13 protein-coding genes are annotated in these 13514 nt (G+C 66.1%); 2 read left to right on the top strand and 11 right to left on the bottom strand.

The window, feature by feature from the left end; all coding sequences use genetic code 11:
- Window positions 1-39: 39 nt before the first annotated feature.
- Window positions 40-501, bottom strand: a complete 462-nt coding sequence (locus FOC84_RS15555; protein WP_173145198.1) for an Lrp/AsnC family transcriptional regulator — start codon at window positions 499-501, stop codon at window positions 40-42.
- A gap of 191 nt (window positions 502-692) precedes the next feature.
- Between FOC84_RS15555 and FOC84_RS15550 the strand changes: the two genes are divergently transcribed.
- Together FOC84_RS15550 and FOC84_RS15545 are read left to right on the top strand one after the other, a co-directional pair.
- Window positions 693-1337 carry a LysE family translocator gene (locus FOC84_RS15550; RefSeq protein WP_173145197.1) on the top strand — a complete coding sequence of 215 codons (645 nt, stop codon included), beginning with the start codon at window positions 693-695 and terminating at the stop codon, window positions 1335-1337.
- 43 nt (window positions 1338-1380) lie between these two features.
- Window positions 1381-2286 carry an EamA family transporter gene (locus FOC84_RS15545; RefSeq protein WP_082401233.1) on the top strand — a complete coding sequence of 302 codons (906 nt, stop codon included), beginning with the start codon at window positions 1381-1383 and terminating at the stop codon, window positions 2284-2286.
- A gap of 37 nt (window positions 2287-2323) precedes the next feature.
- Here the strand turns inward: FOC84_RS15545 and FOC84_RS15540 are convergent, their stop codons facing one another.
- The 10 genes from FOC84_RS15540 to FOC84_RS15495 form a co-directional block, all read right to left on the bottom strand.
- On the bottom strand, window positions 2324-2899 hold the full coding sequence (locus FOC84_RS15540; RefSeq protein ID WP_173145196.1) for a hypothetical protein: 576 nt from the start codon (window positions 2897-2899) through the stop codon (window positions 2324-2326).
- Between the two features lie 112 nt (window positions 2900-3011).
- Window positions 3012-3992: a Bug family tripartite tricarboxylate transporter substrate binding protein gene (locus FOC84_RS15535; protein WP_173145195.1), complete on the bottom strand. Its 981-nt coding sequence runs from the start codon at window positions 3990-3992 to the stop codon at window positions 3012-3014.
- Window positions 3993-4104: 112 nt separating this feature from the next.
- Complete coding sequence (otnI, locus tag FOC84_RS15530; RefSeq protein WP_173145194.1) at window positions 4105-4899, bottom strand: 2-oxo-tetronate isomerase; 795 nt, start codon at window positions 4897-4899, stop codon at window positions 4105-4107.
- Window positions 4900-4968: 69 nt separating this feature from the next.
- The gene (locus FOC84_RS15525; protein WP_173145193.1) at window positions 4969-5934 is read right to left on the bottom strand and encodes a hydroxymethylglutaryl-CoA lyase; all 966 of its coding nucleotides are present in this window, start codon (window positions 5932-5934) and stop codon (window positions 4969-4971) included.
- Window positions 5935-5945: 11 nt separating this feature from the next.
- A complete protein-coding gene (locus FOC84_RS15520; RefSeq protein WP_173145192.1) occupies window positions 5946-7136 on the bottom strand; it encodes a CaiB/BaiF CoA transferase family protein in 1191 nt (396 codons plus the stop codon).
- Window positions 7137-7146: 10 nt separating this feature from the next.
- Window positions 7147-7869 (bottom strand): ABC transporter ATP-binding protein, encoded by a 723-nt coding sequence (locus tag FOC84_RS15515; RefSeq protein ID WP_173145191.1) that lies wholly within the window; start codon window positions 7867-7869, stop codon window positions 7147-7149.
- Between the two features lie 9 nt (window positions 7870-7878).
- Complete coding sequence (locus FOC84_RS15510; RefSeq protein ID WP_173145190.1) at window positions 7879-9645, bottom strand: branched-chain amino acid ABC transporter ATP-binding protein/permease; 1767 nt, start codon at window positions 9643-9645, stop codon at window positions 7879-7881.
- The gene (locus tag FOC84_RS15505) at window positions 9642-10520 is read right to left on the bottom strand and encodes a branched-chain amino acid ABC transporter permease (RefSeq protein WP_254242019.1); all 879 of its coding nucleotides are present in this window, start codon (window positions 10518-10520) and stop codon (window positions 9642-9644) included. Before FOC84_RS15505 ends, FOC84_RS15510 begins: the two co-directional genes overlap by 4 nt.
- A gap of 103 nt (window positions 10521-10623) precedes the next feature.
- Window positions 10624-11826, bottom strand: a complete 1203-nt coding sequence (locus FOC84_RS15500) for an ABC transporter substrate-binding protein (protein ID WP_173145188.1) — start codon at window positions 11824-11826, stop codon at window positions 10624-10626.
- 42 nt (window positions 11827-11868) lie between these two features.
- Window positions 11869-13500 carry a GMC family oxidoreductase gene (locus tag FOC84_RS15495; RefSeq protein ID WP_173145187.1) on the bottom strand — a complete coding sequence of 544 codons (1632 nt, stop codon included), beginning with the start codon at window positions 13498-13500 and terminating at the stop codon, window positions 11869-11871.
- Window positions 13501-13514 lie beyond the last annotated feature (14 nt).

Here is a 13514-nt window from a genome sequence, read left to right as displayed (position 1 = left end):
AAACGCGCCGCGTTCCGGCGCGGGCAGCAAATGGAAGAATCAGCCCACCGGCACCGCCAAGCCGTACTTGGCGCGGTTCAGCACGACCAGCGTGGAAAAGCGCTTGACGTTGGGATTGCCCCAGAAGTTGCGCTGGGCGAAGGCCTCGTATTCGGCCATGTCGCGCATGGTGATGGTCAGGACGAAGTCCACTTCGCCCGTCACCGACAGGCACTGCATGATTTCCGGGGCGGACTGCATGGCGCGCTTGAACTGGTCGAGCTTGTCGGCACGCTCGCTCTCCAGCGTCACCAGCACCACCATCATGATGCCGCGGCCCACGGCGGCGGGATCGACCACGGAAACGTCCCCCAGCACCACCTTGGATTCGCGCAGCCGCTTCATGCGGCGCAGGCAGGACACCGGCGACAGGTTCACGCGCTGCGCGACTTCCTGGCTGGTGCGCTGGTTGTCTTCCTGCATGCTTTGCAGGATCTGGAGGTCGAAATCGTCTAGTTCCATAAGGGTCTCGGAACGGGAGGTGGCGGGTGGGACAGGCCCGTCGACAGATTCTAAGCCCGGCGGCGCCGGAATCCGGCCCCATTTTGACGGGAAACTTCATTTCCGCCTCGTTGGATGCAGGAATTATTCAGCCGGCTTGCTTACACTGGGAGCCCTCTGCCCGCGCCGCGGGTACGTACGCCCTCCGTATCATGCCGTCACTCCAGCTTTTTCTGCTGTTTCTCGCCGCCGACGCGGCGCTCAAGCTCACGCCCGGCCCCGACATGGCGCTGACCCTGTCCCGGGGCATGACGCAGGGTTTCCGGCCCGCCTTCCACAGCGTCCTGGGCAATGTCGCCGCCGGATTCATCCAGGTGCCAGCGGTCGTGCTGGGCCTGGCCTCGGTGCTGCAGGCGTTCCCATCGCTGTTCATGGGCATCAAGGCGGCGGGCGGCCTGTACCTGGGCTACCTGGGCATCAAGGCCATCGTCCGCTGTGCGCGCTCGGCCGACGTGTCGCTGGCCGCGCGCCCCGGGGACGCGCGCGACGCGTTCTGGCAGGGGTTCACGACCAATCTGCTGAATCCCAAGGTGCTGCTGTTCATGATCGCCTTCCTGCCTCAGTTCACCACGCCGGACAATGGGCCGGTGTGGATCCAGATGCTGGTGCTGGGCGTGACGATGAAGGTCTTGAGCCTGCCCTACGGCAGCTTCTTTGCCTACGGCGCGTCGCGCATCCGCGGCTGGGTGGGGCGCAATCCCTGGTTCCTGCGCATGCAGCAGGGCCTGCTTGGCGCCGTCATGCTCGGCCTGGCGCTGTATGTGCTCTACTCCACCGCCGCAAGTCTGACGCCCTGAACCGTCCGCCGTCCTGTACATATCCCGCCTTTCCGCCATTGCCATGACCGCCGCAACCCTGAACACCGGACGCAACGCCTCGTCCTCCACCCTGCTCCCCATCCTGTCGTTGATCGGCGCGATGGCCTCGCTATGCGTCGGCACGTCGTTCGCCAAGTCGCTCTTCCCGATGGTCGGCGCCCAGGGCACGACCGCCTACCGCATCGCCATCGGCGCGCTGATCCTGGTGGCGATCTGGCGCCCGTGGCGCTTTCCGCTGACGCGCCAGGCGGCGGCCAAGATCGCGCTGTACGGAGTGACGCTGGCCTGCATGAACCTGCTGTTCTACATGGCCTTGCGCACGCTGCCGCTGGGCGTGGCGATCGCCATCGAATTCATCGGACCGCTGACCCTGGCGGTGGCGCTGTCACGGCGCGCCATCGACTTCGTCTGGATCGGCTGCGCCATCGCCGGCCTGGTGCTGCTGATTCCCACGGGGCAATCGGTGCATGACCTGGATCCCGTCGGCATCGCCTTTGCGCTGGGCGCGGCGGTGTGCTGGGCGCTCTACATCATCTTTGGCAAGATGGCCGGCAACGTGCATGGCGGACAGGCCACGTCGCTGGGGCTGACGGCCGCGACGCTGGTGGCGTTGCCCATAGGCGCGGCGCACGCCGGCGCAGCCCTGCTGGATCCGACCCTGATCCTGGCCGGTATCGCGGTAGGCGTGCTGTCCAGCGCCTTGCCCTATTCGCTGGAAATGGTGGCGCTGCGGCGCCTGCCGCAGAAGACCTTCGGCGTACTGCTCAGCATGGAGCCCGCCATGGGCGCGCTGGCCGGCGTGATCGTGCTGAACGAGCAGCTGTCGCAGACGCAATGGCTGGCCATCTGCGGGATCATCGTGGCTTCCGCGGGCTGCGCGGCCACCGCACGCCGGCAAAACACCGCTCCCACGCCCGCGCCGGACTGAGCGCGGACGCGCGCCGCCGCCGCGGGCCACGGGCGTTTCAGCCGAATCCCACCTCGCGCTGGGGCGGCGCCAGCGGGTCGAAGTCTTCCCAATGGTTGTTGCGCCAGCGGCCGTTGGCGTGTTCCACGTCCGCGCCGCCGGCATCGCGCAGGATGCGGCACGCCAGCATTTCACGTTGCGGACGCGTGCGCACGGCGACCATCACGCCGGCCTGGCGGATCTCGGCATGGGAATCCGGATTGAAGTGGCCATGCAGGGTGCTGCCGTGGCCCGTCACCCAGAGGGCGCCGAACAGCGACCCCAGATAGGCGCCGACCCCGGCCGCGGCCAGGATCAGCGGTGTGGAATCGCTGATCTCGGACATCACGAACCCGCCAAACACCGCGAAGCCTGCGCCCACTCCGCCCGCCCCCAGGAAAGCGCCGATGTCGGCGCGCCCCGAGTCCGGGTCGGAACGGCGGTCGCCGCCCAAGGGGTAGCGGCCATGCTCGCCAGCCGGATTGACGTAGAAGGTATTGATGTCCCAGTCGGGAAAACCGCTGGCGGACAGGCGCTCGGCCGCGGCCTTCGCCGCTTCGAAACCCTCGAACCGGGCTGCTACGATCAGAGACATGATGTGCTCCTTGCCCGGGCTGCCGGGCAGGATATACGTGCCTTTATCGTACGCCCGCGCCGCGGGCGCAGACGCGCCGGTTACACCTTGCGGCGGCTGTTACCGTCCGCCTTCAATTGGCCGAAATGTTCTTGCTCCGGATCACCGCGCCCCAACGCTCATACTCCTTGCGCGCGTAATCCGCGAAAGCCTGCGGCGTGCTGCCCGTGGGCTCCATGCCTTGCAACTTCAACTGTTCCGCCACCTCCGGCGTACGCAGTGCCTGCGCGATGGCCTGGCTGAGCTTCTCCACCACCGGCGCCGGCGTGCCGGCGGGCGCCACCACGCCCTGCCAGGCGGCGGCCTCGAACGCCGGGCCGCCCGCCTCGGCGAAGGTCGGCACCTGCGGCAATTGTCCGGAACGCTGCGCGGCCGGCACCGCGATGGCGCGCAGCTTGCCCGCCTGGATCAGCGGACGGGCGGCGGCCAGGTCGGCCATCATCATCGGCACCACGCCGGCCGCCACGTCCTGCAAGGCGGGCGGCGTGCCCTTGTAGGGGATCGCCGTGGCCCGGCCCTGGATGGTATCCAGGAACAGCTCCATGGCCAGGTGATGCGGGCTGCCCACGCCCAGGGACGCATAGCTGCCGGGCTTGTCGCGCTTGAGGTACGCCTTCACATCGGCCAGCGTATGCATCGAGGAATCGGGCGACACTACCAACACAATCGGCAAGGCCACCAGCGTGGAGACCGGGGTCAGGTCCTTCCCTGGATCGTAGGGCAGCTTCTGGTACAGCCAGGGGTTCAGCGCCAGCGTGCTCATCCCGGCCGTCAGCAAGGTGTAGCCGTCGGGCGCCGCGCGGGCGGTTTCCTGCGCGGCGACGATGGTCGCCGCGCCCGGACGGTTTTCCACCACCACCGGCTGGCCCAGTGCGTCGCCCACATGCTTGGCGACGATGCGGGTGGCGATGTCGCTACCCCCGCCCGCGCTGAACGGCACCAGCCAGCGGATCGGATGATCGGGAAACCCGGCTGCCGCGGCCTGGCCCGGGACGATCGCAGCCCCGGCCAGCGCCGCCGCCAGCAAGGCGCCATGCAGTATGCCTTTGAACATGTCGCGCTCTCCTCGCCTGCTTATTTATTTAACATATTAACTACTTATTATCGGACGCCGCACGCTGGCACACACCACGGGAGAAACCCGGAGTCCGTGGATCCGGCACGGGTCAGGTGCGAGCGGCGGCAAGCCAGCGCAAGCCGGCCGAAGTGCCTGCGGCCGGACGATATTCGCAGCCTATCCAGCCGCCGTACTCCAACTCGCGCAGCACGCCGAAGATCCATCCGTAATCCAGTTCGCCGCGATCGGGTTCCTGGCGCAGCGGCACGCCGGCAATCTGCAGATGGCCGACCCGCCCGGTAGGCAGGTATTCGCGCAGTTTCATGCTGACGTCGCCCTCGACGATCTGGCAGTGGTAGAGATCCATCTGCACTTTCAGATTGGACGCATTGACCGCCTGCACCACGGCATGCGCCTCGTCCTGGCGGTTCAGGAAATAGCCGGGGATGTCGCGGGTGTTGATAGGCTCGATCAGCACGGTGACCCCGGCCGAACGCGCCTGGCGCGCGGCCCAGTCCAGGTTCTCGTGATAGCAGTCCAGCATGGCCTCGCGCGAGGCGTCAGGCGCGACCAGGCCTGCCATCACATGGAGATTCGGGCAGGCCAGCGCCGTGGCGTAGGACAACGCCTGCTCGATCCCCGCCTGGAATTCCGCCTGCCGCCCCGGCTGCGCGGCCAGGCCGCGATCGCCGCGATCGCCGCGGGCGGCGACGCCGGGCGGCGCGTTGAAGAGCACCTGCGTCACGCCAGCCGCGTCCATGCGCTCGCGCACGAAGGCGGCCGGGGCCTCGTAGGGAAACATGCATTCTACGCCGGCGTACCCGTCCGCCGCGGCGGCCGCGTAGCGGTCCAGGAACGCGTGTTCCGTGTACATCATCGACAGATTGGCGGCGAACTTCAACATGGCGGGGCTCCGGACCGGGCGGCATGCATGGAAATTAGCACAACCGCCCGCCCCGCCTGCGCCGCAGCGCTAGGCGCCGAAGTCAGGCGCCGGATGCAAGGTCAGGCGCGGCCCCGCCTTGAGCAGTTGGCTGGGGATGTCGTGTCCCACTAGCGCGGGCAAGGTCGCCGACGCGCCGAGTATGGCGTCCAGGTCCACGCCGGTGTCATAGCCCATCAGTTCCAGCATGTGCACCAGTTCTTCCGTGCACACGTTGCCGCTGGCGCCCGGCGCATACGGGCAGCCGCCCAGGCCGCCCAACGAGGCGTCGAAGCGGTCGATGCCGGCCTCGATGGCCGTCAGGGTATTGGCCAGCGCCATGCCGCGCGTGTTGTGGAAATGCATGGTGGTGGTCAGACCGGGGAACAGCTTGCGGACCTCGCGGCCGATCTTGCCGACCTGGGTGGGATAGGCCATGCCGGTGGTGTCGCACAGCGTCACGCCGTCCACGCCCAGCGCCGCGAAGCGCCCCACCAATTCAAACACCTCGAACGCGTTGATATCGCCTTCCATGGGGCAGCCGAATACCGTGGACAACGATACGTTGATGGCGACCCGGCTGCCACGCACGGCGTTGACCACGTCGCTCAATTGCTCGAACGACTGCTCCCGCGTCATGCGCAGGTTGGCGCGATTGTGGGTCTCGCTGACCGACATCACCAGGTTGACCTCGTCCACCTTGCACTCCAGCGCCCGTTGCGCGCCGCGCACGTTGGGCACCAGCACCGTGTAGATGACAGCCGGATTGCGCTCGATCTCGTGCATCACGATCTCCGCGTCGCGCAGGGCCGGGATCGCCTTGGGCGAGGTGAAGGACGTCGCCTCGATCTTGGCGAACCCGCTGGCGGAAAGCCGGTTGATGAAGGCGATCTTGTCCTGCGTTTCAATGAACTGCTTTTCGTTCTGGAAGCCGTCGCGCGGCGCGACTTCCTGGATGTACAGCCGCGGACGGCTGGAATTGGTTTCTGGGTTGATTCCCGGGTTGGTCACATTCATGGCCGCTTTCCTCAGATGATGCCGCGCGCGCGCCAGTCCTGGCGCTGTGTCTCGCCGATGCCCAGGCCGGCCAGCACCTCGTCGGTGTCCTGGCCCAGGGCGGGCGCCGGGCTGCGCACCTCGCCCGGCGTTTCCGACAACTTGGGCACGATGCCCGGCACCTGCACCGGCGTGCCGTCGGGCAAGGCGCCGTCCAGGATCATCCCGCGCGCCCGGTAATGCGGGTCGGCCGCGATGTCGGCCACGTCATAGATCTTGCCGGCGGGAATCTGCCCGTCATTCAGGCGCTCCAGCACCAAGTCCAACGGATGCTGGCCGGTCCATTGCGAAATCGCGTCGTCCAGCATGACCACGTGCCGCACGCGCCCGGCGTTGTTCGCCAGTTCCGGCGCCTCGGCCAGGTCGGGCCGGCCGATCACGCCCATCAGGCGCTTGAAGATGCTGTCGCCGTTGCCGGCGATCAACACGTACTTGTTGTCCTGGCAGCGATAGGCGTTGCTGGGCGCGATGCCCGGCAGGCTGCTGCCGGCGGGCTGGCGGATCTCGCCGAACACGGAGTACTCGGGCAGCAGGCTTTCCATCATGTTGAAGACCGACTCGTACAGCGCCACGTCGATCATCTGGCCAACACCGTTCTGATCGCGCGCGCGCAGCGCCAGCAGGATGCCGATGACGCCATGCAGCGCCGACAGCGAATCGCCGATGGAAACGCCCACGCGCACCGGGGTGCGGTCCGGCTCGCCGCTCAGGTGGCGCAGGCCGCCCATGGCTTCGCCGATGGCGCCAAAGCCCGGCAAGTCGCGGTAGGGACCCGTCTGGCCGTAGCCCGAGACGCGCAGCATCACCAGCCGCGGATTGATGGCGCGCAGTGCTTCCCAGCCCAGGCCCCAGCCTTCCATGGTGCCGGGCTTGAAGTTCTCGACCACTACGTCGATGTCCTTGACCAAGGCCCGGATCAGGTCCTGCGCCTCGGGCTTGCGCAGGTCCAGGCTGACCGATTTCTTGTTGCGCGACTGGACCTGCCACCAGACGGAGGTGCCGTCGTGGATCAGGCGCCAGTTGCGCAGCGGATCGCCCTTGCCGGGCGGTTCGATCTTGATGACTTCGGCGCCGAATTCGCCCAGCATCTTGGCGGCGAACGGTCCGGCGATCAGCTGGCCCAACTCCAGCACTCGGATCCCGCTCAATGGTTTGGATGACATGATTGCCTCGTCAGCTCTTGTGTTTGCCCAGATAGGCCTCGCGCACGCGCTCGCTGGCCAACAACTCCTGGCCAGTGCCCTCCATCACGATGGAGCCCACTTCCAGGACATATGCGCGGTCGGAGATCGCCAGTGCCTGATTGGCCATCTGCTCGACCAGCAGGATCGTCATGCCGCGCTCTTTCAGCGATTTGATGATCTTGAAGATCTCGGCCACGATCAGCGGCGCCAGCCCCAGCGATGGCTCGTCCAGCATCAGGATGCGCGGCTTGCTCATCAGGGCGCGGCAGATGGCCAGCATCTGCTGTTCTCCGCCCGACAGCGTGCCCGCATATTGGCCGCGCCGCTCTTTCAGGCGCGGGAACATCCCAAAGCAGTGCTCGATCTCCGCGGCCAGCTCGGCGGGCGATTCCTTGCGCAGGAACGCGCCCAGCATCAGGTTGTCGTGGACGGTCTGGTCGGGGAACACCTGGCGCCCTTCCGGCACGTGCGCAATGCCCAGCCCCACGCGCTTGTGCGCGCTGATCCCGCCCAGGTCCTGGCCGGCGAACGCGATATCGCCCGTGGCTTTCTCGATGCCCGACAGCGCGCGCATCATGGTGCTCTTGCCCGCGCCATTGCCGCCGATGATGGTCACGATCTCGTTCGTGTCCACATGCAGCGACACCTGCTTCAGGGCGTTGACGGCGCCGTAGCTGACCGCCAGGTTCTTGATGTCCAGTAAACGGCTCATTGCGGTCTCCTATGCCGGCGCGCCCAGGTAGGCTTCGATGACTTTCGGATTCTCCTGGATGTGGTTCGGCAGGCCCGAGGCGATCTTCACGCCGTAGTCCAGCACGACGATATGGTCGGAAATGGCCATGACCAGGTCCATGTGGTGCTCGATCAGCAGGATGGTCAGGCCCATGTTCTTCAGTTTCACGATCAAGTCCGTCAACTGGTCGGTTTCCGCGGGGTTCAGGCCGGCGGCAGGCTCATCCAGCAGCAACAGATCGGGCATGGCCGCTACCGCGCGCGCGATTTCCAGGCGACGCTGCAAGCCGTAAGGCAGGCTGTTGGCGGCATCGTCCGCATAGCGTTCCAGCTCGAAGAACTTGAGGATGGCGTATGCCTGGCGGCGGATGCGCCGCTCTTCGGCCAAGCTGCCAGGCAAGCCCAGCAGGTTGGAAAAGAAGCTCGATTTCTGCACCCGGTAGAAGCCCACCATCACGTTCTCCAGGGCGCTCAGCCCGTCGAACAGCTTCAGGTTCTGGAACGTGCGGCCGATGCCGGACGCAGCGATCTCATTGGGCGACAGGCCCACCATCTGCCGGTTCTTGAAGCGGATGCTGCCGGCGTCCGGCACCACCAGGCCCGACAGCAGGTTCAGGGTGGTGGTCTTGCCGGCGCCGTTGGGGCCGATCAGCGACACAACGGAGCCCTGTTGCAGCGTGAACGACACCTTGTTGGTCGGCACCACGCCGCCGAAGGCCTTGTACAGGTCCTTCACTTCCAGGAAGCCGGACGCCGCGCCGCCGCGTGCGGCCGGAGGCACAGGCGTCCAGTCGGCGGCGCCCGCCTCGGCAGCCAGCGCCTCGCGCTGGCCGCGCTTGGGCAGCACCTTGGCCAACAGGCCAGCCAGCCCTTCCGGCATGGCGTACAGTGCGAACAGCAGGATCAGGCCGTAGGCGAAATGCTGCACTTCCGGCCAGCGCGCCAGCATGGCGTCGATCACCGTCAGCACCACCGCGCCCAGGAACGAGCCCGCCGGCGTGCGGCCGCCGAACAGCACCAGCACCAGGAAGAACACCGACAGGTTGAAATTGACGAAATCCGAGTTGATGTACTGGTTCTGCTGCGCCACCAGGCCGCCCGCGATGCCGCAGGTGATGGCACTGATGGCAAAGGCCAGGATCTTGAAGCGGTAGACGCTGATGCCCACGCTCTCGGCCGCGATCTCCGAGGTACGCACCGCCGCAAAGCCGCGCCCGAAGCGGCCGTTCAGCAACAGCGAGGTCATGGCGTGCAGCGCCAGGCCCAGCACCACGACCACCACCACCCACTGGCGGCTGTCCAGCGGCGCGCCGCCGAAGGTCAGGCCGGTGATGCCGTAGAAACCTTCCTGGCCCTTGAACACGTCGGTCCATTCGGACACGATCTTTTCGATCAGCAGGCCGAAGGCGATGGTCACCATCGCCAGGCTCGGGCCCTTGACCTTCAGCGCCGGGATCGCGATCACCACGCCGAAGACCGCGGACACCACCGCGGCGCAGCCCAGCGCAAGCCAGGGATCGACCTGGTAGTTCACGGTCAGGAGCGCCACCGTATAGGCGCCCACGCCGAACAGCCCGGCGTGGCCCAACGACTTCTGGCCCGTCTGGCCGACCAGGATGTTGAAGCCGGTGGCCGCGATGTAATAGACCCCGATGTTGAACAGGATCAGCAGATAGAAGTCATTCAGGCCCGAATAGGCGTAGCCGATGGCAAGCGCCGCAATGACCAGGGGAATGAGAATTTTGGAGAGCTTCATACTTTCTCCGCATGCACGCGGCCGAGGATGCCGGCCGGGCGGAAATACAGCACCACGATGATCAGCGCAAACACCGCGATCTCGCGCAGGTTCGAATACCAGAGACCGATCAGCGATTCCAGCAGCCCAATCAGGAAGCCGCCGAAAATGCAGCCGCGCGGATTCTCCAGCCCACCCAAGATCGCGGCCGAAAAGGCCTTGAGCGACAACAGCGTGCCCACGAACACCGAGGCGGTCGCGATCGGCGCGACCATCACGCCGGCGATGGCGGCCAGCGCCGAGCTGATCGCGAACACCGCAATTGCCACCGCGTTGGCGTTGATGCCCATCAGGCTGGCGGTGGTCTTGCTGAACGCCACCGCGCGCACGGCCTTGCCCATCTTGGTCTTGTGCAAGGCCCAGTCGAACACGATCATCAGGACCAGCGTGGTGCCAAACACCAGGATTTCCTGCGGCCGCACGCCCGTGCCCAGGATAGTGATGATGCCCTCGCCCAGCGGCGACGCCACCGCGATGGGCGCCGGGCCCCAGACCAGCAGCGCCAGGTTCTGGATGATGATGCCGAAACCGATGGTGCTCATCACCCAGGACAGCCCCGCCTCGCCCACGAAGTGGCGGATGGCGGTGATGTAGAGCACGTAGCCCAGCAGGCTCAATACCAACATGGCGGCCAGCAGGGCGAACAGGAACGTGCCCCAGGTCACGTCCTCCGGATTCGGAAACCCGATCAGCTTGCCCTGGCTGACCAGCAGGATGGCGCTGATGCCGATCAAGCCGGCCAGCGCGAGGAACGCGCCCTGTCCGAAGTTGAAGGTCTTGGTCGTGGTGTACGTGATGCTGAACCCGAACGCGACCAGGGCATAGACGCTGCCCATGGCCAACCCGCTCAAGATGGCTTGTAGTATTTGCATGCTGGATGCCCCCCTATTGACGACTCCCCGGCGCGCCGGGGAGAGATCTCTTCGTTGCCGCGCCGGATTACAGCTTCAGGTCTTCCGGCTTGATCGCTCGGGTGACCTCGTCATCCACCGACACCACCTTGCCGTCGATCCAGCGCACCAGGCGGAAATCCTTCACCGACAGCGCTTCATGGTTCTCCGCGGTGAACGGCTTCTCGTAGGTCTTGATGACGCCCTTGGCCTGGGCCAGGTTCTGCAGCGCGGCCTGCACCGCCTCGCCTTCGGTCGACTTGGCCTGTTCCATGGCCGCGGCGATGAGCTTGACCGAGTCATACGCCTGCGCGGCCATGACGTAGGTCGGCACGCGGCCGTCACGCTTCATCAACGTGTCGTACAGCGCCTTGGACTCGGGCGAGGAGTCTTCGGTGATCGACGCCGTGAAGATCATCTTGCCGGCCAGCTCGGGGCCGGCGATACGCAGGAATGGCGAGCTCAGGTTGGCCCAGGAGGCCAGCGTGGTCGGGAAGTAGCTGATCTTTTCCAGGCTGCGCATGACGTGCGCGTTGGAGTCCGCCAGCGCGTAGACAATCAGCGTGTCGGCGCCCGAACTCTTGATCTTGTTCAGCTGCGACGACATATCCGTATCCTTGGGACCGAACTTCTCGTTGGCCACGGGCGTGATCTTGTGCAGGGCCAGGATCTCGACCGCATCCTTGGCGCCTTGCTGTCCGTACCCGGTGGTGTCGGCGATGATGGCGACCTTGCCGTTCTTGCTGGCGCGCGCGGCATAGGCGGCCAACAGGGCGATCTGGTCGCGGTCGCGCATGGATACGCGGAACACGTAGTTCGGCGGCGACTTCGCGTAGCGGCCGGTGATGTCGGTGGCGGTGGCCACCGGCGAGATCGTCGGGATCTTCTTCTGCTGCACCAGGTGCAGCCAGGCCAGCATATTGCCGGAGTTGACGCCACCCAGCATGGCGTTGACCTTGACGTTGTCGACCAGTTCGTTGGTATTCTGGATGGCCTTGGGAGGCGCACCCACGTCGTCGCGTTCGACGATGACGACCTTCTTACCCAGCACGCCGCCGGCCGCATTCAGCTCATCGGCAGCCTGGCGCGCGCCGGCCAGCGCCGAAATGCCGAAGTCCGCCGAACCGGTTGCCGACATATCGCTGTTGAAGCCGATCTTGATGTCGTCGGCCAGCGCGGCGCCGCTGGCGCCCGCAAGCGCCGCCGCCAGCAGCAGGGATTTCATCGTCTTGGGGAAATGTTTGAGGTACATCTTGTCTCCTTCTGGATCACTCTGGTGACCGCTGATTGGCAATTAGGATTGTTTGATGAGGTCGGCGGCCTTGTTGCCGATCATCATGGTGGCCGCGCAGATGTTGGCCGACGGCATGGCTGGCATCACCGACGAGTCGATGACGCGCAGATTGCCGACGCCGTGCACCCGCAACTGCGGATCGACCACCGCGTACTTGTCGTCGGCCTGTCCCATGCGGGCCGTGCCGTTGACGTGATAGGACGAAACGCCGTAGCGGCGCGCGAAGTCCAGCAGTTCGGAATCGGATTCGCACAGCGGACCAGGCAGCACCTCGCTGTCGAAGTACGGCACCAGGGCCTGCGAACGCAGCAGCTGGCGCGCCAGCCGGATGCCGCGCACCAGCGTCATCTGGTCGCGCTCGTTTTCCAAGTAGTTGGCCAGGATGACGGGATCCTGCAGCGGGTCCGCCGAACGGATGCGCACTTGGCCACGGCTCTCGGGCCGGTGCTGCCAGACGCCCGCGGTCATGCCGGGAAAGTCATCCAGCATGCCCACATAGCCTTCCTTGTAGCTGGCGGGCGTGAACACGCCTTGCAGGTCGGGCAAGGCCAGGTCCGGCGTGGACTTCCAGAAATAGTGCAGCAGCGACGGGCTCAGCGCCATGATGCTGGGCCGCTTCATCAGCCAGCGGCTGATCTGGCCGGCCAGGCTCAGACCCTTGACCAGCTGGTTCATGGTCTGGCTGTTCTTGACGCGCGCCACCACCCGCACCGAGTAGTGGTCGCTCAGGTTCTCGCCCACGCCTGGCAGATCGCGGACCACGTCGATGTTGTGCTGGCGCAGCAGCTCCGCCGGACCCAGGCCCGACAGCTGCAACAGCTTGGGCGTGTTGATCGCACCGCAAGACACGATCACCTCGCGGCGCGCGCGCACCGCGCGGACCTGCGAAGGATGCGCTGGATGGCAGTACGCCACGCCCGCGGCCTTGCCGCCATCGAACAGGATGCGCGTCGCCTGTGCGTAGGTGCGCACTTCCAGGTTCTTGCGGCCCATGGCAGGTTTGAGGAAGCACTTTGCCGTGCTCATGCGCCAGCCGCGGTCGATCGTCCGCTGGAAATAGCCCACGCCGGCTTGCTCCGCGCCGTTGTAGTCGGGATTGCGCGGGATGCCCTGCTCCACGGCGCCGGCGATGAAGGCCTCGCACAGCGGGTGGATCCAGTCTATGTCCGTGACCGGCAGCTCGCCCTTGCGGCCGCGGTAGCGGTCGTCGCCGCCCACGCGCCGCTCCATGGACTTGAAGTACGGCAGCACCTCGTCATAGGACCAGCCAGTGTTGCCCAGCGCCGCCCAGTGGTCGAAATCCGCCGCCTGGCCGCGGTTGTAGACCAGGCCGTTGATGGAAGTCGAACCGCCCAGGGTGCGGCCCTGCGGAATCGGCACGCGCCGGCCATTGGTCTGGACCGTACCCTCGCTGGAAAACTGCCAGGCGTACTTCTTGTTGAACACCGCCTTGATGAAGCCGGCAGGAATGTGCAGATAAGGGCTGCGGTCCGGCGGGCCGGCCTCCAGCACGCAGACCGTGGCGCCGTCCGCGCTCAGGCGATTGGCCAGAATGGAACCGGCGGCGCCGGATCCCACGATCACATAATCGAATTGATCCGCGTCGCGGAGGGAAGGCTGTGCTTGGCTCATGTCTGGATCCGCGT

Origin of the sequence: Achromobacter pestifer (assembly GCF_013267355.1) — a bacterium.
GTDB lineage: Bacteria > Pseudomonadota > Gammaproteobacteria > Burkholderiales > Burkholderiaceae_B > Achromobacter > Achromobacter pestifer_A.
The sequence above is the reverse complement of the archived record's forward strand: the minus strand, read 5'-3'. Positions and strand labels throughout refer to the sequence as shown.